24 protein-coding genes are annotated in these 25,586 nt (G+C 72.3%); all 24 read left to right on the top strand.

Annotation, left to right across the window (positions count from 1 at the left end):
* Nucleotides 1-548 (top strand): prepilin peptidase (locus tag QMC84_RS19500; RefSeq protein ID WP_300377700.1); only part of this gene is annotated, 548 nt, incomplete at its 5' end.
* An 85-nt stretch (nucleotides 549-633) separates the two neighbouring features.
* Complete coding sequence (aroC, locus tag QMC84_RS19495; RefSeq protein WP_300377698.1) at nucleotides 634-1,812, top strand: chorismate synthase; 1,179 nt, start codon at nucleotides 634-636, stop codon at nucleotides 1,810-1,812.
* Nucleotides 1,809-2,345, top strand: coding sequence for a shikimate kinase (locus QMC84_RS19490; RefSeq protein WP_300377695.1), 537 nt, complete (start codon nucleotides 1,809-1,811; stop codon nucleotides 2,343-2,345). The genes aroC and QMC84_RS19490 overlap by 4 nt, the downstream gene beginning before the upstream one ends.
* Complete coding sequence (gene aroB / locus QMC84_RS19485) at nucleotides 2,342-3,439, top strand: 3-dehydroquinate synthase (RefSeq protein WP_300377693.1); 1,098 nt, start codon at nucleotides 2,342-2,344, stop codon at nucleotides 3,437-3,439. Before QMC84_RS19490 ends, aroB begins: the two co-directional genes overlap by 4 nt.
* The gene (locus tag QMC84_RS19480) at nucleotides 3,436-3,876 is read left to right on the top strand and encodes a type II 3-dehydroquinate dehydratase (protein WP_300377691.1); all 441 of its coding nucleotides are present in this window, start codon (nucleotides 3,436-3,438) and stop codon (nucleotides 3,874-3,876) included. The genes aroB and QMC84_RS19480 overlap by 4 nt, the downstream gene beginning before the upstream one ends.
* A gap of 118 nt (nucleotides 3,877-3,994) precedes the next feature.
* Entirely contained in the window at nucleotides 3,995-4,789 is a 795-nt protein-coding gene (locus QMC84_RS19475) for an SIMPL domain-containing protein (RefSeq protein ID WP_300377689.1), read from the top strand.
* Between the two features lie 115 nt (nucleotides 4,790-4,904).
* The gene (gene efp / locus QMC84_RS19470; protein WP_300377687.1) at nucleotides 4,905-5,468 is read left to right on the top strand and encodes an elongation factor P; all 564 of its coding nucleotides are present in this window, start codon (nucleotides 4,905-4,907) and stop codon (nucleotides 5,466-5,468) included.
* The gene (gene nusB, locus QMC84_RS19465; protein WP_300377685.1) at nucleotides 5,468-5,875 is read left to right on the top strand and encodes a transcription antitermination factor NusB; all 408 of its coding nucleotides are present in this window, start codon (nucleotides 5,468-5,470) and stop codon (nucleotides 5,873-5,875) included. The genes efp and nusB overlap by 1 nt, the downstream gene beginning before the upstream one ends.
* Before the next feature lie 37 nt (nucleotides 5,876-5,912).
* Nucleotides 5,913-7,289, top strand: coding sequence for an NAD(P)/FAD-dependent oxidoreductase (locus QMC84_RS19460; RefSeq protein WP_300377683.1), 1,377 nt, complete (start codon nucleotides 5,913-5,915; stop codon nucleotides 7,287-7,289).
* Nucleotides 7,286-8,119, top strand: a complete 834-nt coding sequence (locus QMC84_RS19455) for a DUF1206 domain-containing protein (RefSeq protein ID WP_300377681.1) — start codon at nucleotides 7,286-7,288, stop codon at nucleotides 8,117-8,119. Before QMC84_RS19460 ends, QMC84_RS19455 begins: the two co-directional genes overlap by 4 nt.
* 99 nt (nucleotides 8,120-8,218) lie before the next feature.
* Nucleotides 8,219-9,550 (top strand): hypothetical protein, encoded by a 1,332-nt coding sequence (locus tag QMC84_RS19450; protein WP_300377679.1) that lies wholly within the window; start codon nucleotides 8,219-8,221, stop codon nucleotides 9,548-9,550.
* A 21-nt stretch (nucleotides 9,551-9,571) separates the two neighbouring features.
* Complete coding sequence (locus QMC84_RS19445) at nucleotides 9,572-10,585, top strand: NADPH:quinone reductase (RefSeq protein ID WP_300377677.1); 1,014 nt, start codon at nucleotides 9,572-9,574, stop codon at nucleotides 10,583-10,585.
* 274 nt (nucleotides 10,586-10,859) lie between these two features.
* Nucleotides 10,860-12,329: an arginine-ornithine antiporter gene (gene arcD / locus QMC84_RS19440; RefSeq protein WP_300377676.1), complete on the top strand. Its 1,470-nt coding sequence runs from the start codon at nucleotides 10,860-10,862 to the stop codon at nucleotides 12,327-12,329.
* 127 nt (nucleotides 12,330-12,456) lie between these two features.
* Nucleotides 12,457-13,752: an arginine deiminase gene (gene arcA, locus QMC84_RS19435; protein ID WP_300377674.1), complete on the top strand. Its 1,296-nt coding sequence runs from the start codon at nucleotides 12,457-12,459 to the stop codon at nucleotides 13,750-13,752.
* Nucleotides 13,753-13,781: 29 nt separating this feature from the next.
* Nucleotides 13,782-14,786 (top strand): ornithine carbamoyltransferase, encoded by a 1,005-nt coding sequence (locus QMC84_RS19430; protein ID WP_300377672.1) that lies wholly within the window; start codon nucleotides 13,782-13,784, stop codon nucleotides 14,784-14,786.
* Nucleotides 14,787-14,799: 13 nt separating this feature from the next.
* Nucleotides 14,800-15,756 (top strand): carbamate kinase, encoded by a 957-nt coding sequence (arcC, locus tag QMC84_RS19425; RefSeq protein ID WP_300377670.1) that lies wholly within the window; start codon nucleotides 14,800-14,802, stop codon nucleotides 15,754-15,756.
* Nucleotides 15,757-15,989: 233 nt separating this feature from the next.
* The gene (pyrR, locus tag QMC84_RS19420) at nucleotides 15,990-16,604 is read left to right on the top strand and encodes a bifunctional pyr operon transcriptional regulator/uracil phosphoribosyltransferase PyrR (protein ID WP_300377668.1); all 615 of its coding nucleotides are present in this window, start codon (nucleotides 15,990-15,992) and stop codon (nucleotides 16,602-16,604) included.
* Complete coding sequence (locus QMC84_RS19415; protein ID WP_300377666.1) at nucleotides 16,601-17,557, top strand: aspartate carbamoyltransferase catalytic subunit; 957 nt, start codon at nucleotides 16,601-16,603, stop codon at nucleotides 17,555-17,557. Before pyrR ends, QMC84_RS19415 begins: the two co-directional genes overlap by 4 nt.
* Nucleotides 17,554-18,834: a dihydroorotase gene (locus tag QMC84_RS19410; RefSeq protein WP_300377664.1), complete on the top strand. Its 1,281-nt coding sequence runs from the start codon at nucleotides 17,554-17,556 to the stop codon at nucleotides 18,832-18,834. Before QMC84_RS19415 ends, QMC84_RS19410 begins: the two co-directional genes overlap by 4 nt.
* Complete coding sequence (gene carA / locus QMC84_RS19405) at nucleotides 18,831-19,964, top strand: glutamine-hydrolyzing carbamoyl-phosphate synthase small subunit (protein WP_300377662.1); 1,134 nt, start codon at nucleotides 18,831-18,833, stop codon at nucleotides 19,962-19,964. Before QMC84_RS19410 ends, carA begins: the two co-directional genes overlap by 4 nt.
* Nucleotides 19,964-23,293: a carbamoyl-phosphate synthase large subunit gene (carB, locus tag QMC84_RS19400; RefSeq protein ID WP_300377660.1), complete on the top strand. Its 3,330-nt coding sequence runs from the start codon at nucleotides 19,964-19,966 to the stop codon at nucleotides 23,291-23,293. Before carA ends, carB begins: the two co-directional genes overlap by 1 nt.
* Nucleotides 23,290-24,309 (top strand): quinone-dependent dihydroorotate dehydrogenase, encoded by a 1,020-nt coding sequence (locus tag QMC84_RS19395; protein WP_300377658.1) that lies wholly within the window; start codon nucleotides 23,290-23,292, stop codon nucleotides 24,307-24,309. The genes carB and QMC84_RS19395 overlap by 4 nt, the downstream gene beginning before the upstream one ends.
* The gene (pyrF, locus tag QMC84_RS19390) at nucleotides 24,306-25,115 is read left to right on the top strand and encodes an orotidine-5'-phosphate decarboxylase (RefSeq protein ID WP_300377656.1); all 810 of its coding nucleotides are present in this window, start codon (nucleotides 24,306-24,308) and stop codon (nucleotides 25,113-25,115) included. Before QMC84_RS19395 ends, pyrF begins: the two co-directional genes overlap by 4 nt.
* On the top strand, nucleotides 25,112-25,543 hold the full coding sequence (locus QMC84_RS19385; RefSeq protein WP_300377654.1) for a hypothetical protein: 432 nt from the start codon (nucleotides 25,112-25,114) through the stop codon (nucleotides 25,541-25,543). Before pyrF ends, QMC84_RS19385 begins: the two co-directional genes overlap by 4 nt.
* Nucleotides 25,544-25,586 lie beyond the last annotated feature (43 nt).

Genomic DNA, 25,586 nt, shown 5'->3' with positions numbered 1-25,586 from the left:
CCGCCGGCCGCCAGGCTGAGGGCCGCCGCGGCGGGCAGCAGGCGCGGCGCGGCCGCCTGGTCGGCGCCGCGGTGGGGCTCGCCTGGCCGCTGCTGTTCCTGCTGCCGCTCGTGCCGGTCGGGGTCGCGCTCGCGGCCGTGGACCTGCGCACCCGGCTGCTGCCCACGGTGGTGGTGTGGCCGACGCTCGCGGCGACCGCGGCGCTGGCCCTGGCCAGCGGGCTCCTCGACGGCGACCGGGACGCGCTGGTCCGGGCGGCGCTGGGCGCGGTCGTCGTGTTCGCGGCGTTCTTCGCGCTCTGGTGGATCCATCCGGCGGGGATGGGGTACGGCGACGTCCGGCTGTCGGCCGTGCTCGGGCTCGCGCTCGGCTACCTGGGCTGGACCGAGCTCGCGGTCGGCATCTACGCCGGGTTCCTGGCGTTCTCGGTGCCCGGGCTCCTGCTCGCCCTGCTGCGCCGCGACCGGTCGATCCTGAGGGCGGCCTACCCGTTCGGCCCGTTCCTGCTGGCAGGGGCGCTGGCGGGCGTCGTGCTCGGAGGCTGGTGACCGGGACGTGCCGGCCGCACTGGACCGGTCTCGCGCCGGAGGTGACCGGCCCCGCCCGCCGTACCGCTCGTGAAAGACTGACGCCATGCTGCGTTGGCTGACCGCGGGCGAGTCCCACGGCCCCTCCCTGGTCGCGATCCTCGAGGGGCTGCCCGCCCACGTCCAGGTGACCTCCGATGACGTCGCCGACGCGCTCGCCCGCCGGCGGCTCGGCTACGGACGCGGCGCCCGGATGAAGTTCGAGAAGGACGAGGTCGCGCTGGTCGGCGGCATCCGGCACGGCGAGACCATCGGCGGTCCGGTGGCGATCGAGATCGGCAACTCCGAGTGGCCCAAGTGGGAGAAGGTGATGGCGGCCGACCCGGTCGACCCCGTCGAGCTCGAGTCCCTGGCCCGCAACGCGCCGCTCACCCGGCCCCGGCCCGGGCATGCCGATCTGGTCGGCATGCAGAAGTACGACTTCGCCGAGGCCCGGCCGATCCTCGAGCGCGCCTCGGCCCGCGAGACCGCCGCCCGGGTGGCGCTCGGCCGGGTGGCGTCCAACTTCCTCGAGCAGGCCGTCGGCGCCCGCATCGTCTCCCACGTCATCGAGCTCGGCGGCGTGCGGGCCCCCGCGGGCCTGTGGCCACAGCCCGACGACGTGAACCGCCTCGACGACGACCCGGTCCGCTGCCTGGACGCCGACACCAGCAAGCTGATGGTGGAGGCGATCGACCAGGCGCACCGCGACGGCGACACCCTCGGCGGCGTCGTCGAGGTCGTCGTCCACGGGCTGCCGCCGGGCCTCGGCTCCCACGTGCACTGGGACCGGCGTCTCGACGCGCGGCTGGCCGGCGCGCTGATGGGCATCCAGGCGATCAAGGGGGTCGAGGTCGGCGACGGCTTCGAGCTGGCCGCCACCCCCGGCTCGCGGGCGCACGACGAGATCGTCGGAGGCGAGGACGGCCTGCGGCGGGTCAGCGGCCGCTCCGGAGGCACCGAGGGCGGCATGAGCACCGGGGAGGTGCTCCGGGTCCGAGCCGCGATGAAGCCGATCGCCACCGTCCCCCGAGCACTGCGGACCGTCGACGTGGCCACCGGAGAGGCCGCGGTCGCCCACCACCAGCGCTCCGACGTCTGCGCCGTGCCGGCCGCGGGGATCGTCGCCGAGGCGATGGTCGCGCTGGTGCTCGCCGACGCCGTCCTGGAGAAGTTCGGGGGAGACTCGGTGCGCGAGACCCGGCGCAACGCGGAGAGCTACCTGGACACCCTGAGGTTCCGGTGAGCGGACCCGCACGGGCCCGCGTGGTCCTGGTGGGGCCGATGGGGGCCGGCAAGACCACCGTCGCCCGCCTGCTGGCCGCCGCCTGGGGCACCACCGTCCGCGACACCGACCACGACGTCGAGGCGGCCGAGGGCCGCACGATCTCCGACATCTTCGTCGACTCCGGCGAGGACGCCTTCCGGGCGCTCGAGCGCCACGCGGTCGCGGAGGCGCTGAGCCAGCACGACGGGGTGCTCGCGCTCGGCGGGGGAGCGGTGCTCGACCCCGCGACCCGCGCGCTGCTCGCCGGGCACCAGGTGGTGTTCCTGCGCGTGGGGCTCTCCGATGCCGTCAAGCGGGTCGGGCTCGGCGTCTCGCGCCCGCTGCTCCTCGGCAACGTCCGCGGGCGGATCAAGGCGCTCCTCGACGAGCGCACCCCGATCTACGAGTCCGTGGCCACGTTGGTCGTGGACACCGACGGCCGCAGCCCCGAGGATGTCGCGAAGGAGATCCGCGCTGCGCTGGACGGGCCCGCGCGGGAGGGGGAGGCATGAGGGAGACCGTCGTCCGGGTGACCGGCCCCTCGCCGTACGACGTCGTCATCGGCCACGACCTGGCCGACCGCCTGCCCCAGCTGCTCGGCGTCGGCGTCCAGCGGGTCGCGGTCGTGTTCGCCGACGCCCTGGCCGAGCTGGTGCGCCCGGTCCTCGACTCGCTGGCGGCGGCGTACGACGTGATGGTGCTGCCCATCCCCGACGGAGAGCGCGCCAAGAAGGCCGCGGTCGCCGTCTCGTGCTGGGAGGCGCTCGGCGAGGCTGGGTTCACGCGCTCCGACGCGGTCGTGACCTTCGGCGGCGGCGCCACGACGGACGTCGGCGGCTTCGTGGCCGCGACCTGGCTGCGGGGCGTGCGGGTCGTGCACGTGCCGACCACCCTGCTCGGCATGGTCGACGCGGCCGTCGGCGGCAAGACGGGCGTGAACACGCGCAGCGGCAAGAACCTCGTGGGCGCCTTCCACGAGCCGGTCGGGGTGCTCTGCGACCTGTCGACCCTGCGCTCCCTGCCCCGCGCCGAGCTGCTCGCCGGGCTCGGTGAGGTCATCAAGTGCGGGTTCATCGCCGACCCCGCGATCCTCACCCTCGTCGAGGGCAACGCGCCGTCCGGCCTCGACGCGGACTCAGCGGTGCTGCGCGAGCTGGTCGAGCGCGCCGTGCGCGTGAAGGCCGGCGTGGTCTCGGCGGATCTCAAGGAGATCGGTGGCCGCCCGGACGACCCCGGCCGGGAGGTCCTCAACTACGGGCACACCATGGCGCACGCCATCGAGCGCACCGAGAACTACCGGATCCGCCACGGCGAGGCCGTCTCGATCGGCTGCGTGTACGTCGCCGAGCTGGCCAACCGGGCCGGCACCCTCGGCTCGGACGTCGTCGAGCGGCACCGGCACGCGTTCGCGCGCGTCGGGCTGCCCACGTCGTACTCCAAGGCGTCCTTCGACGACCTGCACCGGGCGATGCGCGTCGACAAGAAGGCGCGCGGCTCCCAGCTGCGCTTCATCGTGCTCTCCGACCTCGCGGTCCCGACCGTGCTGGCGGGCCCCTCGGTGGTGGACCTGCGCGACGCCTACGCCGCGATCGGCGGCCCCGAGTGAGCGGCGGGCGCCGAGTGCTGGTGCTCAATGGTCCGAACCTGGGCCGGTTGGGGCGGCGTCAGCCGGAGATCTACGGCACCACGACGCACGCCGAGCTCGCCGACCGGTGTGTCGCGTGGGGGCGCGACCTCGGCCTCGACGTCGAGGTGCGCCAGACCAACCACGAGGGCGAGCTGCTCGACTGGCTCAACGCCGCCGCCGACGACGCGGAGCCGGTGGTGCTCAACGCCGCCGCCTGGACGCACTACTCCTATGCGCTGCTCGATGCCTGCGCCCAGCTGGTCGCACCGCTGGTCGAGGTGCACATCTCCGACCCGCACCAGCGGCCCGAGGAGTTCCGGCACACCTCGGTCGTCACGCCGTACGCCGTCGAGGTGATCGCCGGCCGCGGCATCGAGGGCTACCGGACGGCACTCGAGGTCATCGCCCGGGGCTGACTGTCCGTCGAGTGACGCGAACTGGCTGTCCCGGAGCGGGCAATCCAGCCACTTCACGTCACTCGACGGGAGATGGCGCCCGCGGAACCACTCAGCACGCCGATCCGTCCCATCCGGCATGAACGGGAACGTGACGGTCGGTGTGCGCGGGCTGCTCGTGGCCGCGCTGGTGGCGATGGCGCTGGTGGTGGCCTACCTCCTCGGCGGCTCCGGCGGCGGCACACCGGCGGCGCAGGCCGCCGCCGACGGTGGCGCGGCGCAGGCCGAGCGACCCCGGCTCCTGACGATGACCGGGACCGGCGAGGCCGGGGCGGTGCCCGACCAGCTGTCCTTCGGCCTCGGGGTGACCCTGACCCGGGCGGATCTCGACGATGCCCTCGCCGCGGCGAACGCGACGATGGGCCGGGTCCTCGGGGCGCTGGCGAAGTACGACGTCGCCAGGTCCGATGTCCAGACGACCGGGCTCTCGATGACGCCGGTGTACCAGTACCACGACTACAGCCCGCCGACGATCACCGGCTACCGGGTCTCGGAGCGGGCCTCGGTCCTGGTCAAGGAGCTCGCCCGGGGTGGCGAGGCCGTCAGCGCCGCCGTCCGGGCCGGCGGCGACGCCGTCCGGGTGAGCGGCATCCGGCTGCTGGTCGGCGACACCGGCGCGGTCCTGGAGAGGGCGCGGGACGCCGCCGTGGAGGAGGCGACCGCCAAGGCGCGGCAGTACGCCGAGGCCTCCGGCCAGACGCTCGGGGACGTGGTCAGGCTCCTAGAGGTGCACGCCCGGCCGCGGCCCTCGCCGTTCCAGCAGTTCGGGTCCGCGGTGCTGGGTCGCGCGGCGATGGACCTGAGCGCCGTGCCGATCCGCGCCGGGCGGGACCGGACCGCCGTCACCGTCCGGGTCGTCTGGGAGCTGGCCTGACCGCCTCGCGCAGCGGTTTCGGTGCGTGGGCGCCGAGCCGATAGACTCGTGCGCTGTGCCCGGCGCGATCCGGGTGGCTCCCCGACACTCGCGACCAGAAGGCTGACACGCGCGCATGGCAACGACGAACGACCTGAAGAACGGCATGGTTCTCAACATCGACGGTCAGCTCTGGGCCGTGGTGGAGTTCCAGCACGTCAAGCCCGGCAAGGGCCCGGCCTTCGTGCGCACCAAGCTGAAGAACGTCGAGTCGAACAAGAGCGTCGACAAGACCTTCAACGCCGGCACCAAGGTCGAGACCGCCACGGTCGACCGGCGCACCATGCAGTACCTCTACAACGACGGCTCGTCGTACGTCTTCATGGACGTCCAGAGCTACGACCAGCTCGAGATCGCCCCGGAGATCGTGGGCTCCGCGAAGAACTTCCTCCTGGAGAACCAGGAGGCGATCGTCGCCACCAACGAGGGTCGCGTCCTGTTCATCGAGCTCCCGGCCTCGGTCGAGCTCGTGATCACGTTCACCGAGCCCGGTCTCGCCGGCGACTCCGCCACCGGTCGCACCAAGCCGGCGACGCTGGAGACCGGCCACGAGATCCAGGTCCCGCTGTTCATCAACCAGGGCGAGAAGGTCAAGGTCGACACCCGCGACTCCTCCTACCTCGGTCGTGTGAAGGGCTGATGAGCGCCCGCTCCAAGGCCCGCAAGCGCGCACTGGACGTGCTGTACGCCTCCGACGTGCGCGGTGAGGACGCCGTGGCCGCCCTGGACCGGGCGATCGCGGAGGGCGAGGGGCCGACGAACGACTACACGGCCACCCTGGTGCGCGGCGTGGTCGAGCACCGCGCGCGCATCGACGAGCTGCTCTCGTCGTACTCGCAGGGCTGGACGTTGGCACGGATGCCGGCCGTCGATCGGAACGTGCTGCGGCTGGGCGTGTGGGAGCTGCTGTACGCCGACGACATCCCCGACGCGGTGGCGGTGAGCGAGGCGATGGCGCTGGTCACCGACCTCTCCACCGATGAGTCGCCGCAGTTCGTCAACGGCATCCTCGGCAGCATCGTGCGGAACAAGCCGTCCATCGTCTGAGCCACCGCGGCTCGGGTCAGGGGCCCATAGTGGACCCATGGACGCTCAGCAGGTGGACCTGGTCGTGATCGGCACCGGGCCCGGCGGCGAGGCTCTCGCCACCGGCGCCGCCCGCGCAGGAATGCGGGTCGTGGCCGTGGACAAGCACCTGGTCGGAGGCGAGTGCCCCTACTACGGCTGCGTCCCCACCAAGATGATGGTGCGCGGTGGCGACGTGGTCGCCGAGGTGCGCCGGGCAGCCGCGGTCGCCGGGGAGGCGACGGTCGCCCCCGCCTGGGCGGTGGTCGCGCGCCGCATCGACGAGGAGGCGACCACCGGGTGGGACGACACGATCGCGGTCGACCGGCTCCGGGACGCCGGGGTGACCTTCCACCACGGGGTGGGCCGGCTCGACGGGCCGGGCCGGGTGCGCGTCGAGGAGCCGGACGGCACGACCACGACGTACGTCGCCGAGCGGGGCGTGCTGGTCAACCCCGGCACCCACCCGGCCGCACCGCCGGTCGAGGGCCTGGCGGGGACGCCGTACTGGACGAACCGCGACGCGGTGCAGGTCACCGAGCTGCCTGCCACGCTGGTCGTCCTGGGCGGCGGGCCGATCGGGTGCGAGCTCGCGCAGGTCTTCTCCCGGTTCGGCGTCCGGGTCACCGTGGTGCAGCGCGGCGCGCGGCTGCTTCCTGCCGACGAGCCCGAGGCCGCGGAGCTCGTGGCGCAGGTCTTCGCCGAGGAGGGCATCCGGGTGCTGACCGGCGTCGAGGCGACGCAGGTCGGCTACGCCGAGGGCGTCTTCACGATCCGGCTCGACACGGGAGAGGAGCTGAGCGCCGACAAGCTGCTGGTCGCCGCCGGCCGGATCCCCAACCTGGACGACCTCGGCCTCGAGACGGTCGGCCTGGACCCGACGGCGCGGACCATCGAGGTCGACGAGCACCTGCGGGCCGCCGAAGGCCTCTGGGCGATCGGCGACGTGACCGGCAAGGGCGGCTTCACCCACGTCTCGATGTACCAGTCGGCCGTCGCTCAGCGCGACATCCTCGGCGAGCCGGGGCAGCCGGCGCGCTACCACGCGGTGCCGCACACGACGTTCACCGACCCGGAGGTCGGCGGCGTGGGGCTGACCGAGCAGCAGGCGCGCGACGCCGGGCTGCGGGTCCGCACCGGCACCACCGACCTGGCGAGCTCGTCGCGAGGTTTCACTCACGGACCCGGTGGGCACGGCCTGATCAAGGTCGTCGAGGACGCGGACCGGGGGGTCCTGGTCGGAGCCACCGCGGTGGGCCCGACGGGCGGAGAGATCCTCGGCTTCCTGGCCGTCGCGGTCCACGCGGAGGTCCCCGTCGACACGTTGAGGAACATGATGTACGCCTACCCCACCTTCCACCGGGCCATCGAGTCCGCCATCGCCGAGCTGTCATGACCGTCTCGGGAGGGAGCGCCGCGCGACGGGCCGAGGGAGCCGGCCGCGACGCGCACAACAGCAAGTGGATGGACTACGCCGTCCGCGCCGGTCTTGTCGCCTACGCCGTGGTGTATCTGATGATCGGCTGGCTGGCCGTCCAGCTCGCCTTGGGCGACCGTGAGGGCAAGCCGTCCAGCTCCGGCGCCATGCACCAGCTGGCCGAGCAGCCGTTCGGCGACGTGCTGATCTGGGTCGTCTCCATCGGGATGTTCCTGCTGGTGCTCTGGAAGCTGCTGGACGCGGCGTTCGGCCACCAGGAGGAGCGCGACGACAGCAAGCGCACGCGCAAGCGCCTGGTCTCGGTCGGCAAGGCGATCATCTACGCGGCCATCGGGCTCTCCGGCCTCCGGGTCGCCACCGGCTCCGGGTCCTCGGGCAAGAACAAGAGCTGGACCGCCTCCGTGATGGAGTGGCCCGGCGGCCAGCTGCTGGTCGGCCTGGCGGGCCTCGCCGTCATCGGTTACGGCTGCTACCAGGGCTACCGAGCCTGGACCGAGGGCTTCGCCGACAAGCTGGACGCCGAGGGCCGCAGCGGCAGCAGCGGCACGGCGTACCTCGCGTTCGGCAAGGCCGGCTACACGGCCCGCGGGATCGCGTTCCTCGTGGCCGGCGGTCTCATCGTCTACGGGGCCGCCACCCACGACGCCTCCAAGTCCGGCGGCCTCGACCAGGCCCTGTTCAAGGTGCTCGAGCAGCCCTTCGGCCCGGTCCTGCTCTGCCTGCTGGGCATCGGGCTCGCCTGCTACGGCCTCTTCACGCTGGCTCGGGCGCGGCACCTGTCCCAGTGAGCCCGCCCGGCGCGCTCGACCGCTCGCGCGTGTGACGGGCCCGAAATGGGGGAAGGACGCACTCAGCAGGAACCCCCAGTCTCGCGGAGGAGGACCTCGATGTCGCAGGATGCGTGGAGCTCGGCCGGCTCGCGACACGACCACGGCGACACCAGCGACCGGCTCTACACCCCGGAGGACCTGGCCGCGTACGCCGCTCACCGGGGCGGCGGCCCGGGTGCCGGGTCGCGTGGCCCGGCCGGTCCCGCCGATCCGCTGACCGACCCGTTGCCCGACCCGCGGGCCGGGTCGGCGCCGATGCCGTCCTCGCCGCCGCCGTCCTCGCCGCCGCCCCCCTCACGTCCGGGGAGCGGGCCCCCGCCGTCGTACTCTCCGTCCGGCCCTCCGCCCGCGGCACCGCCGTCGGCGCCGCCCGCGGCACCGGTCGTACTGGTCGGGGAGGGCGGGGCCGCGGACCCGGAGCAGCCGGCCGGCACCGAGGGCGAGGTGCGTCGCTTCATGAGCGCGACCGACTTCTTGGACCGCCGCGACGCGGCCCAGGAGCACGGCCCGGCGACCTGGGGCTGGCGGGGCGCCGTGCGCCGGTGGAGCGGCGGGCTGGTGACGCCGCGGATGGGCGCCACCGAGCTCGCCTATGAGCGCGACCGCCAGGCGATCCAGAAAGACTTCGACGGCCCGCGCACGATCGCGTTCATCAACCCCAAGGGCGGCGCCGCCAAGACCACCGGCGTGCTCGCCGCCGGGTACACCTTCGGCACCGTCCGCGGCGGGGGCGTAGTGGCCTGGGACAACAACGAGACTCGCGGCACGCTCGGCATCCGGGGTACCCGGAGCGCCCACCGCAACACGACCCGGGAGCTGCTGGAGGACCTCGAGCGGTTCACCGACGTCTACCAGTCGCGCATCGGGGACCTCGGCGCCTTCGTGCGCTCGCAGGGCGACGCCCACTTCGACGTCCTCGCCTCCGACGAGCGGCCCGACGTGACCGGCACGATCCGGGCCCAGGACTTCGACGCGGTGCACAAGCTGCTCGAGCGGTTCTACCGGGTCATCCTGATCGACACCGGCAACAACATGCGCGCCGAGAACTGGCTCGCCGCCGCCGGTGCGGCCGATCTGCTCGTGGTCACCAGCACCGTGCGCGAGGACACCGGCTACAGCGGCCTCTGGATGCTCGACGCCCTCCAGGACGCGGGCTACCAGAATCTCAAGTACAAGGCGATCACCGTGCTCTCCGACCCCTCCGCGGCCGTCGACACCAAGCTCGCGGCGGACCTGGTCGACGTCTACCAGCAGCGCACCCGCGCGGTCTACCGGGTGCCCTACGACCCGGCCCTGGTGGCCGGCTCGGTCGTGCCGTACTCCCAGCTCTCGCGCGGCACCAAGATGGAGTGGCTCAAGGCCTGCGCCGGCATGGCCGCGGCACTCTGACGCTGCGTGGGAGACTGTCGTATGCGCGCAGTCGTCTACCAGGAGACCGGTCCGTCGTCGGTGCTGGAGGTCGCCGAGCGCGACCTCCCCGAGCCGGGTCCGGGCGAGGTCCGGGTCCGGGTCCTCCGGTCCGGCGTGAATCCCACCGACTGGAAGTTCCGCGCCGGCATGATGTCGGGGTACGACGAGGTCGTACCCGGCCAGGACGGCGCGGGCGTCGTCGACGCGCTCGGCGAAGGGGTCGACGGTGTGGCGGTCGGCGACCCGGTGTGGCTGGTGCTCGCCCAGCACGGGCGCGCCTATGGGACGGCGGCCGAGTTCACCGTGCAGCCGGCCGGCCGGGTGGTGCCGCTGCCCGAGGGCGCCTCGTTCGACCTCGGCGCGAGCCTGGGCGTGCCGGCGGTCACGGCGCACCGCGCCCTGACCGCGGCCGAGGGCGGCCCGTCCCGGCTGGGCCCCGGCGCCCTCCAGGGCCGGGTGGTGCTCGTGGCCGGCGGAGCGGGCGCGGTCGGCCATGCCGCGATCCAGCTGGCCCGCTGGGCCGGCGCGACCGTGGTCGCGACGGTCAGCAGCGAGGAGAAGGCCAGGCTCGCCCGGGCCGCGGGCGCCCACCACGTCGTGAACTACCGGGAGCCGGGGGTGGCCCAGGCGATCCTCGCCGTCGCTCCCGACGGAGTGGACGTCGCCGTCGAGGTCGCCCCCGCGCAGAACATCGAGCTCGACCTCGAGGTGGTGCGGGTGCACGGCACCGTCTCGATCTACGCCAACAACGGCGGGGACACCCTGAGCCTGCCGCTGCGCGCGGCATTCGGGAAGAACCTGCGCTTCCAGTTCCTGATCCTCTACACCCTGCACGAGCAGCTGCTCCGCGCGGCCGTCGAGGACGTCTCGGCCGCTCTCGCCGGCGGCGCCCTCCGCGTGGGTGAGGACGCCGGGTTGCCGCTGCACCACTACCCGCTGGCCCGGGCCGCGGCGGCGCAGGACGCCGTGGAGGCCGGCGCGGTCGGCAAGGTGCTGCTCGACGTGGCGGACTGACGCTCGGCGGGCACCGGCGGCGGAGTCCTCCGGATCGGGACCTTTGGCTGCAAGGTCATGCATGGAGATGTACAGCCATTCGTGCCGCCGCGCGCACGGCCGCCGCGGCACCGAGAGACTCCTCGTGCGGGCCCCGTCGGCGCTCCCGCGTGGGCTGGGACGGGTCCCAGGTCGTCGTGCCGTTCGTCCCTGCTGCGGACCTGTCGTGGCCTCCTAGCGTCCTTCCCAGGACGGAAGATCGGTCTTCCGTCTCCTGAAGGAGGCCCTAGAAACCATGACTCAGCAGATGGTCCGACCACCGTCGGGCCCGAGCCCTGAGCAGTCCGCGAGAGGCGCCGGCACCCTGGCGCTGCCCGCCCTGATCGCCCTTGTCGTGGGGTCCATGATCGGTAGCGGCATCTTCGCGCTGCCCTCGCAGATGGCCGGGAGCGCTGCTCCCGGGCCGCTGCTCATCGGCTGGCTGGTGACCGGCGTCGGCATGCTGATGCTGGCGTTCGTCTTCCAGACCCTGTCGCGCCGCAAGCCCGACGTGGACGGCGGTGTCTACGGATACGCCCGCGCCGGCTTCGGCAACTACCTCGGCTTCACCTCGGCGTGGGGTTACTGGATCAGCGCCTGGATCGGCAACGTGGGCTACCTCGTCCTGCTGATGTCGACCCTCGGCTACTTCGTGCCGGCCTTCGAGGGCGGGAACACCGTGGCGGCCGTCATCGGCGCCTCCGTCGTGCTCTGGGTGGTGCACGCGCTGACGCTGCGCGGCGTGAGCGGCGCGGCCTTCGTCAACACGCTGGTGACGATCGCCAAGGTCGTCCCGATCCTGACCTTCATCGCGATCGCGGTCGTCGGCTTCAGGGCGGGCATCTTCACCACCGACGTGTGGGGCGACGGCCAGGGCCTCGGCTCCACCCTGGACCAGGTCAAGAACATGATGCTGGTCACCGTCTGGGTGTTCATCGGCATCGAGGGCGCCTCGGTCTACAGCCAGCGCGCCACCAAGCGCAGCGACGTCGGCCGAGCGACCGTGATCGGCTTCGTCGGCGTGCTGGTGCTGTTGCTCGCCGTGAACCTGCTGGCCTACGGCCTGATGAACCAGGCGAAGATCGCGGGTCTCGAGGACCCGTCGATGGCCGGCCTGATGCGGCACGAGGTCGGCAGCTGGGGCACCGGCTTCATCTCGATCGGCCTGGCGATCTCGCTGCTCGGCGCGCTCCTCTCCTGGGTGCTGCTGTGCGTCGAGATCCTCCGCCTGCCGGCTCGCGAGGGCGTGCTGCCGCGCCAGCTCGGAGCGGAGAACCGGTACGGCGCCCCGTCGAATGCGCTCTGGCTGACCAATGGCTGCGTCCAGCTGATGCTGCTGTGGACCCTCGTCAACGACAGCACCTACACCGACCTGATCTACCTCGCGACCTCGCTGATCCTGCTGCCCTACCTCTGGTCGGCGCTGTACCAGGTCAAGCTCGCCCTCACCGGCGAGACCTACGCCGAGCACGACGGCCGGACCCGTGACCTGACGGTCGGCCTGGTGGCCCTGGCGTACGCCGTGTGGCTGGTCTACGCGGGCGGCTGGGAGTACGTGCTCGTGGCCGGGATCTTCTACCTGGTCGGCACCGCGCTCTACGTCTGGGCGCGCTCGCAGGCCCGGGCGGAGATGTTCACGATGGCCGAGCGTGCGGTCGTCGCCGTGGTCGTCGGCCTCTCGGTCGCCGGCGTCATCGGCCTGGCCCAGGGCTTCGTCTCGATCTGAGCCGAGCCGGTTCCACCGCCCGGAGGGCGGGGTGGCCTCGGGCCACCACCCCGCCCGCCCGCTTCGGCGCGCCGTCGGGGCACCTCTCCCGCCCACCCGGCCACCCCTGCACAAAGGAAGGTTCATCATGGCAATCGAACAACTGTCCCGAGCGGCGATCGAAGAGACCGTCGCCGAGCCGAGAGTCGGCGTATGGTCCGAGGTCGGCCGTCTGCGACGGGTGATGGTGTGCGCCCCGGGGCTCGCGCACCTCCGGCTGACCCCCGATACCTGCGACGAGCTCCTGTACGACGACGTCATCTGGGTCGGCCAGGCCAAGCGTGACCACTACGACTTCGTGATGAAGATGCGCGACCGCGGCGTCGAGGTGCTCGACATGCTGCAGCTGCTCGTCGACGTGGTGCGCTACCCCGAGGGCCGCAACTGGATCCTGGACCGGAAGGTCACCGACGACCAGGTCGGCCCCGGCCTCGTCCATGAGGTGCGCGCCTGGCTGGAGAGCCTGCCGGCTGAGAAGCTGGCCGAGTTCCTGGTCGGCGGGGTCGCGTTCGGCGACGTGCCGGACGACATGGCCGGTCCGTTCCTGCAGTCGTTCCGCGACGCCGACGTGCAGCAGTTCGTGCTGCCGCCGCTGCCGAACACCGTGTTCGCCCGCGACAACTCGTCCTGGGTCTACCAGGGCGTGACCCTCAACAGCATGTACTGGGGCGCGCGCCGCCAGGAGACCCTGTTGACGACCGCGATCTACCGGTTCCACCCGAGCTTCGCGGGTGAGGACTTCCGAGTCTGGTTCGGCGACCCGGACCAGCAGCCTCGCGACCGCGGCAACGCCACGATCGAGGGCGGTGACGTGATGCCGATCGGCAACGGCGCGGTCGTGATCGGCATGGGGGAGCGGACCTCGCAGCAGGCCATCACCCAGGTCGCCCGGTCGCTGTTCGCGGCCGGTGCGGCGGACCGGGTCATCGCGGCCGGCCTGCCGCGCACGCGGGCCGCCATGCACATCGACACGGTGTTCACGTTCTGCGACCGCGATGTCGTCACGGCGTACGGCCCGGTCGTCGACGCGATCAACAGCTTCTCGCTGCGTCCCGACGACTCCTCGCCGTCCGGCCTGGACATCCGCCACGAGGACAAGCACTTCGTCGACGTCGTCTCCGACGCCCTCGACACGCCGATGCGGGTGGTGCCCACGGGCGGCGACCGCTACGGCTCGGCGCGCGAGCAGTGGGACGACGGCAACAACGTGCTCGCGATCGAGCCCGGCGTCGTCGTCGGCTACGACCGCAACACCCACACCAACACCCAGCTCCGCAAGGCCGGCATCGAGGTCATCACGATCGACGCCAGCGAGCTGGGCCGGGGCCGCGGCGGCGGGCGCTGCATGACCTGCCCGATCCTGCGCGACCCCATCGACTACTGACCATCCGACCGGAACAGAGGAAGAACCAAATGCCTGTCAACCTTCGTGGCCGACACCTGCTCAGCCTGCGCCACCACACCGCCGACGAGATCCGTCACCTGCTCGACCTCTCGCGCGACCTCAAGCGCGCGAAGTACGCCGGAGCCGAGCGGCAGCTCCTGCAGGGCCGCAACGTCGCGCTGATCTTCGAGAAGACCTCCACCCGGACCCGCTGCGCCTTCGAGGTCGCCTCCTACGACCAGGGTGCGCACGTCACCTACATCGACCCCGCGTCGTCCCAGCTGGGGCACAAGGAGTCGGTCGCCGACACCGCGCGCGTCCTCGGCCGCATGTACGACGCGATCGAGTACCGCGGGTTCTCCCAGGACGTCGTCGAGGAGCTGGCGAAGTACGCCGGCGTCCCGGTCTTCAACGGCCTCACCGACGAGTTCCACCCCACCCAGATGCTCGCCGACGTGCTGACGATGCGCGAGCACAGCGACAAGCCCCTGCACGAGATCGCCTTCGCGTACCTGGGCGACGGCCGCAACAACGTGGCCAACTCCCTCATGCTCGTCGCGGCCAAGCTCGGCATGGACGTCCGCATCGGAGCGCCGGAGGAGCTGTGGCCCGAGGACGAGCTCGTCAAGCTGTGCCACGAGTTCGCCGAGGAGTCCGGGGCCCGGATCCTGATCACCGACGACGCCGCCCAGGCCGTCGCGGGCGTCGACTTCATCTACACCGACGTGTGGGTCTCGATGGGCGAGCCCGTGGAGTCGTGGGCCGAGCGGGTCCAGCAGTGCCTGCCGTACCAGGTGAACGCCGAGCTGCTGCACGCCACCGGCAACCCGCGAGTCAAGGTGCTGCACTGCCTGCCGGCCTTCCACAACACCCAGACCAAGGTGGGTGCCCAGGTCGTCCAGCAGTACCCGGAGCTCGCGAACGGGATCGAGGTGACCGAGGACGTCTTCGAGTCCGCGGCGAACATCTCCTTCGACCAGGCGGAGAACCGGATGCACACGATCAAGGCGCTCCTCGTAGCGTCGCTCGCGTGAGGGGGAGGACGACATGCGCATCGTGATCGCTCTGGGGGGCAACGCCCTCCTGCGCCGGGGTGAGCCGCTGACCGCGGACAACCAGCGCGCCAACATCCGCATCGCTGCCGAGCGGATCGCCACCGTCGTGCCCGACAACGACGTGGTCATCGCCCACGGCAACGGTCCCCAGGTCGGCCTCCTGGCCCTCCAGGCGGCGGCCTACGAGGACGTGCGGCCCTACCCGCTCGACGTCCTGGGCGCCCAGACCGAGGCGATGATCGGGTACGTCATCGAGCAGGAGCTCGGCAACGTGCTGCCCGAGGAGAAGCACATCGCCACGCTGCTGACGATGGTGCGGGTCGACCCGGAGGACCCGGCGTTCCAAAACCCGACGAAGTTCATCGGGCCGATCTACCTCCGCGAGGAGGCCGAGGAGCTCGCGGCCGAGAACGGCTGGGCGATCCGTCAGGACGGCTCGTCGTTCCGACGCGTGGTCGCCTCGCCCGAGCCCCAGCACATCTACGAGGTGCCGTCGATCCGGACCCTCGTGGAGCAGGGCACGGTCGTGGTCTGCGCCGGCGGCGGCGGGATCCCGACCGTCCTCGAGCCCGGGCGCATCCTGCGCGGCGTCGAGGCCGTCATCGACAAGGACCTCGCCTCCTCGCTGCTCGCGCAGGAGATCGGCGCGGACCTGCTGGTGATCGCCACCGACGTCGACGGCGTGTACCTCGACTGGGGCACACCGGACCAGCGGATGCTGACCGAGACGACGCCGCAGGCGCTGCGCGCGTTCGACTTCGCGGCCGGCTCGATGGGCCCGAAGGTCGAGGCCGTGTGCCGGTTCGTCGAGCGGACCGGGCGGTCCGCCGCGATCGGCTCGCTCGCCGACATCGCCGAGATCGTCGCGGGCCGCGCCGGCACCCGGGTGGTACCGGACGGGCACGCCTCGGCGTCGGGACTGGACCGGGAGCTGGTCGTCACCGGCTGACTGTCGAGGCCGCGTCTGGCGTGGCGGCTCCGCCGCCACGCCGGCCGCGGGATCGCTCTTCGGGTTGGTGGTCCGACGGTGTGGTTGCGGTGGGTGGGTCGGCTGCGGGCCGTCCATCCCGTGGGAACGACCAGGGGTGGGCTGCGCCGCGAGCGCGCGGAGGAGTAGGGTCGTCCTCGATCGACATCCTTTAACGAGCCGTCCCGTGAGGCGGAGAAGGAGGTCCGAGGCTCATGCCTACGCACCCTCAACCCGTGCCCCCCGGTCCGTCGTCCAGCACGGACCCCGCCCGCCCCGTCCGCACCGTCCTCGACGAGCGTGACATCGGCCGGGCCCTCACCCGGATCTCCCACGAGATCCTCGAGCGCAACAAGGGCGCCACCGACCTCGTCGTGCTCGGCATCCCCAGCCGCGGCGTGCCACTCGCCGAGCGGATCGCCGAGCGGATCGCCGCCGTCGAGGGGTACGACGTGCCCGTCGGCTCGCTCGACGTCACCATGTACCGCGACGACCTGCGGATGAAGCCGGCCCGGACGCTGCTGCCCACGCAGATCCCGGCGGGCGGGATCGACGGCCGCATCGTCGTACTCGTCGACGACGTGCTCTTCTCGGGGCGCACCATCCGGGCCGCGCTCGACGCGCTCAACGACCTCGGCCGCCCACGGGCGGTGCAGCTGGCCGTGCTGGTCGACCGCGGTCACCGCGAGCTGCCGATCCGCGCCGACTTCGTCGGCAAGAACCTCCCGACCTCCCTCGTCGAGCGGGTCCGGGTGACCCTGGCCGGCACCGACGACGTGGACGCGGTCACCATCCAGGGCACCGCGCCCGCCGAGGAGGTGACCGCATGAAGCGGCACCTGCTCAGCGCGGCCGACCTGAGCCGCGACGACGCCGAGCTGGTCCTGCGGACCGCCGCCGAGCTGCGCGAGCTCGCCGACCGGCCGATCAAGAAGCTGCCGGCGCTGCGCGGGCGGACCGTGGTGAACCTCTTCTTCGAGGACTCCACCCGGACCCGGATCTCGTTCGAGGCCGCCGCGAAGCGCCTCTCCGCGGACGTCATCAACTTCGCGGCCAAGGGCTCCAGCCTCTCCAAGGGCGAGAGCCTGAAGGACACCGCGCTGACGCTCGAGGCGATGGGCGCCGACGCGGTCGTGGTCCGCCACGGCGCCAGCGGCGCACCGCACCGGCTCGCCCACTCCGGGTGGGTCCGCTCCAGCGTCGTCAACGCCGGCGACGGGACCCACGAGCACCCGACCCAGGCGCTGCTCGACGCGTTCACGATGTCCCGCCACCTCGGTACCGGGCCGAAGGGCAGCCTCGACGGCCGCCGGGTCGCGATCGTCGGCGACGTGCTGCACAGCCGGGTCGCTCGCTCCAACGCGCTCCTGCTGAACACCCTGGGCGCCGAGGTCACGCTGGTCGCCCCGCCGACGCTGTTCCCGGTCGGGGTGGAGAGCTGGCCGGTGGAGATCTCCTACGACCTCGACGCGGTGATCCCCAAGGCCGACGCGGTGATGATGCTGCGCGTGCAGCGCGAGCGGATGAGCGGCGGGTTCTTCCCGACCGCCCGTGAGTACTCCCGACGCTACGGTCTCGACGGCCGCCGGATGGCGACGCTGCAGGACCACACGATCGTCATGCACCCGGGACCGATGGTCCGCGGCATGGAGATCACCGCGGACGTCGCCGACGCCGACCGCTCCGTGATCGTCGAACAGGTCACCAACGGCGTCGCCGTGCGGATGGCCGTCCTGTACCTGCTGCTCGGGGGCTCCGAGCCGGCCGTCGGAGGAGAAGAGTGAGCACCTCGTACCTGATCAAGAACGTCTCCGTGCTGGGCGGGGAGCCCACCGACCTGCTGCTGAAGGACGGCGTGGTCCACGAGGGCGCCGACGAGGCCGGCGCCGAGGTGATCGACGCGACCGGGCTGATCGCGCTGCCCGGCCTGGTCGACCTGCACACCCATCTGCGCGAGCCCGGCCGGGAGGACGCCGAGACCGTCGAGTCGGGCACCCGCGCCGCCGCGATGGGCGGCTTCACCGCGGTGCACGCGATGGCCAACACCGAGCCGGTCGCCGACACCGCCGGAGTCGTGGAGCAGGTCTGGCGGCTGGGCCGCGAGGCCGGCTACTGCGACGTCTACCCCGTGGGCGCGGTCACCGTCGGCCTCGGCGGGCAGCAGCTCGCCGAGCTCGGCGCGATGGCCGACTCCGCGGCCCGGGTGCGAGTGTTCTCCGACGACGGCAAGTGCGTCAGCGACGCGGTGCTGATGCGCCGCGCGCTGGAGTACGTCAAGGCGTTCGACGGCGTCGTCGCCCAGCACGCCCAGGAGCCCCGCCTCACCGAGGGTGCCCAGATGAACGAGGGCCCGCTGTCCGGCCGCCTGGGCCTGGCCGGCTGGCCGGCGGTCGCCGAGGAGGCGATCATCGCGCGCGACGTGCTGCTCGCCGATCACGTCGGGTCGCGCCTGCACGTGTGCCACGTGTCCACCGCCGGCTCGGTCGAGCTGATCCGGTGGGCCAAGGGCAAGGGCGTCGACGTCACCGCCGAGGCCTGCCCGCACCACCTGCTGCTCACCGACGACCTGGCGGCGACGTACGACCCGGTCTACAAGGTCAACCCGCCGCTGCGCTCGGCCGCCGACGCGGAGGCGCTGCGAGCGGGGCTCGCGGACGGGACGATCGACATCGTCGCCACCGATCATGCCCCGCACCCGCACGAGGACAAGGACTGCGAGTGGGCGGCCGCGGCGTTCGGCATGCTCGGGCTCGAGACCGCGCTGTCGATCGTCCAGCAGACGATGGTCGATCGCGGCCTGCTCGACTGGGCCGGCGTGGCCGACCGGATGTCGCACGCCCCCGCCCGGATCGGCCGGGTGGCCGACCACGGCCGGCCGATCGCCGCGGGGGAGCCCGCCAACATCGTGCTCTACGACCCGGCGGCCACGCGGGTCGTCGACCCGGCTGAGTCGCAGAGCCTGAGCCGCAACACGCCCTACCGCGGCATGGAGCTGCCGGGGCGCGTCGTCGCGACATTCCTGCGCGGCAGGGCGACCGTCCTCGACGGGAAGCTGCAGTGACCGCCGGCAGCCAGAAGTCGGCGATCCTGGTCCTGGAGGACGGGCGCGCCTTCCACGGCGATTCGTACGGCGCCGAGGGGGAGACCTTCGGCGAGGCGGTCTTCAACACCGGCATGACCGGCTACCAGGAGACGCTGACCGACCCGTCCTACCACCGCCAGGTCGTGGTGATGACCGCGCCGCACGTCGGCAACACCGGCGTCAACGACGAGGACCCCGAGAGCCGCCGGATCTGGGTGGCCGGGTACGTCGTGCGCGACCCGGCCCGCCGCTCGTCGAGCTGGCGCTCGCGCCGCACGCTCGACGACGAGCTGCGTCAGCAGGGGGTCGTCGGCATCTCCGGCATCGACACCCGGGCGCTGACCCGGCACCTGCGCGAGCGCGGCGCGATGCGGGTCGGGATCTCCTCGACCGAGTCCGACCCGGCGGCACTGCTCGAGCGGGTCCAGGCGTCCGGGGAGATGGCCGGTGCCGAGCTCGCCTCGGAGGTCTCCACCCCGGAGGCGTACGTCGTCCCGGCCGTCGGCGAGAAGAGGTTCACCGTCGCCGCCCTCGACCTCGGCATCAAGTCGATGACCCCGCACCGGATGGCCGAGCGCGGCATCGAGGTGCACGTGCTGCCCGCGACCGCCTCGCTCGACGAGGTCCGCGCGGTCGGTGCCGACGGCCTCTTCTACTCCAACGGCCCGGGCGACCCGGCCGCCACCACGCACCAGATCGAGGTGCTGCAGGGTGCGCTGTCCGACGGGCTGCCGTACTTCGGCATCTGCTTCGGCAACCAGCTCTTCGGCCGGGCGCTCGGCTTCGGCACCTACAAGCTCAAGTACGGCCACCGCGGCATCAACCAGCCCGTGCTGGACCGCACCACCGGCAAGGTCGAGGTGACCGCCCACAACCACGGCTTCGCGGTCGACGCCCCGCTCGAGGGCACGACCACGACGCCGTACGGCGAGGCGAGCGTCAGCCACGTCTGCCTCAACGACGACGTGGTCGAGGGCCTCGAGCTGCGAGACGGCAGCGGCAAGCTGACGGGCTTCTCCGTCCAGTACCACCCCGAGGCCGCCGCCGGCCCACACGACGCGGCGTACCTCTTCGACCGCTTCCTCGACGTGATGGAGGGCAAGGCCTGATGCCGAAGCGCGAGGACATCAAGTCGGTGCTGGTGATCGGCTCGGGGCCGATCATCATCGGCCAGGCCTGCGAGTTCGACTACTCCGGCACCCAGGCGTGCCGGGTGCTGCGGGCCGAGGGCCTGCGGGTCGTGCTGGTGAACTCCAACCCGGCCACGATCATGACCGACCCGGAGTTCGCGGACGCGACGTACGTCGAGCCGATCACCCCGGAGTTCGTCGAGAAGGTCATCGAGAAGGAGCGCCCCGACGCGCTGCTCGCGACGCTGGGCGGCCAGACGGCCCTCAACACCGCGATCGCGCTCGCCGAGCGCGGCGTGCTCGACAAGTACGGCGTGGAGCTGATCGGCGCCAGCATCGAGGCGATCCACCGCGGCGAGAACCGCGAGTCGTTCAACGCGATCGTGCACAAGGTCGGGGGAGAGGTGGCCCGCAGCTTCGTGTGCCACTCGCTGACCGACTGCGAGGAGGCCGTCGCCCGGCTCGGCTACCCGGTCGTGGTGCGCCCGTCGTTCACGATGGGCGGCACCGGGTCGGGCATCGCCTACGACGAGGGCGACCTGAGCCGCATCGCCGGCGCCGGCCTGGCCGCCAGCCCGACCACCGAGGTCTTGATCGAGGAGTCGATCATCGGGTGGAAGGAGTACGAGCTCGAGGTGATGCGCGACCGGGCCGACAACGTCGTGATCGTCTGCTCGATCGAGAACGTCGACCCCATGGGCGTGCACACCGGTGACTCGATCACGGTCGCGCCCGCGATGACGCTCACCGACCGCGAGTACCAGCATCTGCGCGACCTCTCGATCGGGATCATCCGCGAGGTCGGCGTCGACACCGGCGGGTGCAACATCCAGTTCGCGGTGAACCCCGTCGACGGCCGGGTGATCGTGATCGAGATGAACCCCCGGGTCTCGCGGTCGAGTGCGCTGGCATCGAAGGCGACCGGCTACCCGATCGCCAAGATCGCCGCCAAGGTCGCGATCGGCTACACGCTCGACGAGGTCCCCAACGACATCACCACGCGCCCGGACGGCCAGAGCACGCCCGCGTCGTTCGAGCCGACCCTGGACTACGTGGTCGTCAAGGTGCCGCGGTTCGCGTTCGAGAAGTTCCCCGGCGCCGACCCGGTGCTCACCACGCACATGAAGTCGGTGGGCGAGGCGATGGCGATCGGGCGCAACTTCACCGAGGCGCTGCAGAAGGCGCTGCGCTCCCTGGAGAGCCGCACCGCGGTGTTCGACTGGGAGAAGGAGTGGGTCGACCTCGACAAGGACGCGATCCTCGCCGACATCCGCAAGCCGCACGACGGCCGGCTGAAGAAGGTCATGGACGCGATCCGCGCCGGGGCCACGCCGGAGGAGGTCTTCGACGCCACCGGCATCGACCCGTGGTTCGTCGACCAGCTGGTGCTGATCAACGAGATCGCCGCGGAGGTCACCGCCGCCCCTGAGCTGACCCCCGAGCTGCTGCGCAAGGCCAAGCGGCACGGGTTCTCCGACTTCCAGATCGGCAAGATCCGGGGCATGACCCCCGCGGTCGTGCGCGGGGTGCGGCACGCACTGGGCATCCGACCGGTCTACAAGACCGTCGACACGTGCGCCGCCGAGTTCGCGGCGACCACGCCGTACCACTACTCCTCCTACGACGAGGAGACCGAGGTGCGGCCGCGCGAGAAGGAGGCGGTGCTCATCCTCGGATCCGGTCCCAACCGGATCGGCCAGGGCATCGAGTTCGACTACTCCTGCGTGCACGCGGCGCTGGCGCTGTCCGACGCGGGCTACGAGACCGTGATGGTCAACTGCAACCCCGAGACGGTGTCGACCGACTACGACACCTCCGACCGGCTGTACTTCGAGCCGCTGACGCTCGAGGACGTGCTCGAGATCGTGCACGCCGAGCGGCAGGCCGGGCCCGTCGCCGGCGTCATCTGCCAGCTCGGGGGCCAGACGCCGCTGGGCCTGGCCCAGGGGCTCAAGGACAACGGCGTGCCGATCCTGGGCACCTCGCCCGAGGCCATCCACCTCGCCGAGGAGCGCGGCGCGTTCGGCCGGGTCCTCCACGAGGCCGGCCTGCCCGCCCCCAAGCACGGCCTGGCCACCAGCTTCGGCGAGGCCCAGGAGATCGCTGCCGAGATCGGGTTCCCGGTGCTGGTGCGCCCGTCGTACGTCCTGGGCGGGCGCGGCATGGAGATCGTGTACGACGACACCGCGCTCGAGGGCTACATCCACCGCGCGACCGAGATCAGCCCCGCGCACCCCGTGCTGGTCGACCGGTTCATCGACGACGCGGTCGAGATCGACGTCGACGCGCTCTACGACGGCGAGGAGCTCTTCCTCGGCGGCGTGATGGAGCACATCGAGGAGGCCGGCATCCACTCCGGCGACTCCTCGTGCGCGCTGCCGCCGATTACGCTGGGCGACGCCGAGATCCGCCGGATCCGCGAGGCCACCGAGGCGATCGCCCGCGGCGTGGGTGTCCGGGGGCTGCTCAACATCCAGTTCGCGCTCGGCTCCGACGTGCTCTACGTCCTCGAGGCCAACCCGCGCGCCAGCCGCACCGTCCCGTTCGTCTCGAAGGCGACGGCGACGCCGCTGGCGAACGCCGCGGCCCGGATCATGGTCGGGGACACCATCGCCCGGCTCCGGAAGGTGGGGATCCTGCCCGCGACCGGCGACGGCGGCACGCTGCCACCCGGCCAGCCGATCGCGGTCAAGGAGGCGGTGATGCCGTTCAACCGGTTCCGCACCCCCGACGGCCGCCAGATCGACACGATCCTCGGCCCGGAGATGAAGTCGACCGGTGAGGTGATGGGCCTCGACGCCGACTTCGGCACCGCGTTCGCCAAGGCCCAGGCCGGGGCGTTCGGGGCGCTGCCCACGAGCGGCCGGGTGTTCGTGTCGGTGGCCAACCGCGACAAGCGCAACATGATCTTCCCGATCAAGGTGCTGGCCGAGCACGGGTTCGAGATCCTCGCGACACAGGGCACCGCGGAGGTGCTGCGCCGCAACGGCGTGACCGCCACCGTGGTGCGCAAGCACTTCGAGGGCGCCGGACCGGACGGTGAGAAGACGACGGTGCAGCTGATCCTCGACGGCGAGGTGCAGCTGGTCGTCAACACCCCGCACGGCTCGACGAGCGGCAGCTCGGTGCGTCTGGACGGCTACGAGATCCGGACCGCTGCGGTCATGGGCAACATCCCCTGCGTCACCACGATCCAGGGGCTGGGTGCGGCCGTGCAGGGCATTGAGGCGGTACGCCGCGGGGACATCGGGGTCCGGTCGCTGCAGGACTGGGCCCGGGGGGCCGCCGAGGCGGCCGCGGCGCGGTGACCGCGTACCGGCTCCTGTTCGACCACGTCCTGACCCGGACGGACCCGGAGCGCGCCCACCACGGCGCGTTCCGGGCGATCCGGGCGGCCGGACCCGCGCTGCGGATGCGTCGTACGCCGGGGGCGCCGGTCGACGCGCTCGGGCTGCGGTTCCCCAACGTCCTCGGCCTCGCGGCCGGGTTCGACAAGAACGCCGTCGGCATCGACGCGCTCGCAGCGCTGGGCTTCGGGCATGTCGAGATCGGCACGGTCACGGGCGAGGCCCAGCCGGGCAACCCCCGGCCGCGGCTGTTCCGGCTGCCCGAGGACCGCGCGGTCGTCAACCGGATGGGCTTCAACAACGACGGCGCCGAGGTCGTGGCGCGCCGGTTGGCCGACCGTGCCCGGGGTCTCGACAGGCTCGACCACCGGCCGCGGCCCCTGCTCGGCGTCAACATCGGCAAGAGCAAGGTCGTGCCGGAGGACGAGGCGGTCCGCGACTACGAGAAGTCCGCGCGGCTGCTCGCGCCGTACGCCGACTACCTCGTGGTCAACGTCAGCTCCCCGAACACGCCCGGACTGCGCAACCTCCAGGCGGTCGAGAAGCTCGAGCCGATCCTCACCTCCGTGCAGGCGATCGCGGGGGACACGCCGCTGCTGGTCAAGATCGCGCCCGACCTCTCCGACGGCGACGTCCTCGCCGTCGCCGACCTGGCGCTGGCGATCGGCCTCGACGGGATCATCGCCACCAACACCACGATCTCCCGCGCCGGGCTGCGCACGCCATCGGCCCGGGTCGAGGAGATCGGCGCCGGCGGGCTGTCGGGCCGCCCGCTCACCGGGCGCTCGCTCGAGGTGCTGCGGCTTCTCCGCGACCGGGTGGGTCCGGACCTGACCCTGATCGGGGTCGGGGGCATCACCACCGTCCAGGACGCCCGCGACCGGCTCGCTGCGGGTGCGGACCTGCTCCAGGCCTACAGCGCCTTCATCTACGAGGGGCCGCTGTGGCCCCGCCGCATCCTCAGGGGAGTCCGATGAGCCCGTTCGGCAGCCGCCTCCACGTTGCGATCACGGACCGCGGACCGCTCTGCGTCGGCATCGACCCGCACGCCGGGCTGCTGGAGGACTGGGGCCTCCAGGACGACGTCGCCGGCCTCGAGTCCTTCGCGCTCGCGGTCGTGGACGCGATCGCGCCGCACGTCTCGGTGGTCAAGCCCCAGTCGGCGTTCTTCGAGCGCTTCGGCAGCCGGGGGATCGCGGTCCTCGAGCGGGTGATCGCGCAGTCCCGGGCCGCCGGGGCGCTGGTGCTGCTGGACGTCAAGCGCGGCGACATCGGGTCCACCAGCCAGGCGTACGCGGACGCCTACCTCGACCCGGCCTCGCCGCTCGCCTCGGACGCGATCACGGTCAGCCCGTTCCTCGGCTTCGGCTCGCTGGACCCGTTCGTCGAGACCGCCAGGACCCACGGCGCGGGGCTGTTCGTCCTGGCGCTCACCTCGAACAAGGAGGGCCCCGAGGTCCAGCACGCCCGGGTCGAGGACGGCACGGTCGCGGGCCTGATGCTCGACCACCTGCGCCGGCTCAACGCCGGCGCCGACCCGCTGGGCTCCTTCGGGGCGGTGGTCGGCGCGACGATCGGGTCGACCGACGAGGACCTGGCGTTCGACGGCCCGGTCCTCGCACCGGGCTTCGGGGCGCAGGGCGGCACGATCGCCGACGTACGCCGGCTGTTCGGTGCCGCGGCCGCGGTCCTCCCGAGCACCTCGCGCGAGGTGCTCCGGCTCCAGGACGCCGCGGCCATGCGGGACTTCGTGGTGCGCACGAACGACGAGCTCCGCTCGTGAGGCGGCTCCTGGCGGTCGCCGTGCTGCTCCCGCTGCTCGCTGCCTGCGGCTCCGACCAGGACGACTACTGCGCCGCGGTCCAGGAGCACCAGCAGGAGCTCAGCGACATCGTCGGCAGTGGCGCGCCGGACGCACTGCTGAAGGCCCTGGACGCGTTCCGCGACCTCCAGGACCAGGCGCCCGACGACATCACCGACGAGTGGCAGCAGGTCGTCGGTCGGATCGAGGCGCTCGCGGAGGCCCTCGACGCCGCCGGGGTCGACCCGGCCACCTACGACCGTGACCACCCGCCGGAGGGTGTCACCGCGGAGCAGAAGGCACGCATCGACGCGGCCGCCGCCCAGCTGGGCAGCGGGACGACGCTGCGGGCGCTGCAGGACCTCGACCAGCAGGCGCGCGACGTCTGCCGGACGCCGCTGACGCTCTGAGGATCGGGCGCGGGCCCGGCGCGGAGCGGGGCGGACCGGGACC

Origin of the sequence: Nocardioides sp. (assembly GCF_030019515.1) — a bacterium.
Taxonomy (GTDB): Bacteria; Actinomycetota; Actinomycetes; order Propionibacteriales; family Nocardioidaceae; genus Nocardioides.
This window is presented reverse-complemented; position numbering and strand designations above follow the sequence as displayed.

Coding starts and splice junctions, on each gene's coding strand:
- aroB (WP_300377693.1), top strand. CDS start 2,342: ATGAGGGAGACCGTCGTCCGGGTGACCGGCCCCTCGCCGTACGACGTC.
- QMC84_RS19445 (WP_300377677.1), top strand. CDS start 9,572: ATGCGCGCAGTCGTCTACCAGGAGACCGGTCCGTCGTCGGTGCTGGAG.
- carB (WP_300377660.1), top strand. CDS start 19,964: ATGCCGAAGCGCGAGGACATCAAGTCGGTGCTGGTGATCGGCTCGGGG.
- QMC84_RS19450 (WP_300377679.1), top strand. CDS start 8,219: ATGTCGCAGGATGCGTGGAGCTCGGCCGGCTCGCGACACGACCACGGC.
- arcD (WP_300377676.1), top strand. CDS start 10,860: ATGACTCAGCAGATGGTCCGACCACCGTCGGGCCCGAGCCCTGAGCAG.
- efp (WP_300377687.1), top strand. CDS start 4,905: ATGGCAACGACGAACGACCTGAAGAACGGCATGGTTCTCAACATCGAC.
- QMC84_RS19455 (WP_300377681.1), top strand. CDS start 7,286: ATGACCGTCTCGGGAGGGAGCGCCGCGCGACGGGCCGAGGGAGCCGGC.
- pyrR (WP_300377668.1), top strand. CDS start 15,990: ATGCCTACGCACCCTCAACCCGTGCCCCCCGGTCCGTCGTCCAGCACG.
- aroC (WP_300377698.1), top strand. CDS start 634: ATGCTGCGTTGGCTGACCGCGGGCGAGTCCCACGGCCCCTCCCTGGTC.
- QMC84_RS19430 (WP_300377672.1), top strand. CDS start 13,782: ATGCCTGTCAACCTTCGTGGCCGACACCTGCTCAGCCTGCGCCACCAC.
- nusB (WP_300377685.1), top strand. CDS start 5,468: ATGAGCGCCCGCTCCAAGGCCCGCAAGCGCGCACTGGACGTGCTGTAC.
- QMC84_RS19475 (WP_300377689.1), top strand. CDS start 3,995: ATGAACGGGAACGTGACGGTCGGTGTGCGCGGGCTGCTCGTGGCCGCG.
- QMC84_RS19415 (WP_300377666.1), top strand. CDS start 16,601: ATGAAGCGGCACCTGCTCAGCGCGGCCGACCTGAGCCGCGACGACGCC.
- QMC84_RS19460 (WP_300377683.1), top strand. CDS start 5,913: ATGGACGCTCAGCAGGTGGACCTGGTCGTGATCGGCACCGGGCCCGGC.
- arcA (WP_300377674.1), top strand. CDS start 12,457: ATGGCAATCGAACAACTGTCCCGAGCGGCGATCGAAGAGACCGTCGCC.
- pyrF (WP_300377656.1), top strand. CDS start 24,306: ATGAGCCCGTTCGGCAGCCGCCTCCACGTTGCGATCACGGACCGCGGA.
- arcC (WP_300377670.1), top strand. CDS start 14,800: ATGCGCATCGTGATCGCTCTGGGGGGCAACGCCCTCCTGCGCCGGGGT.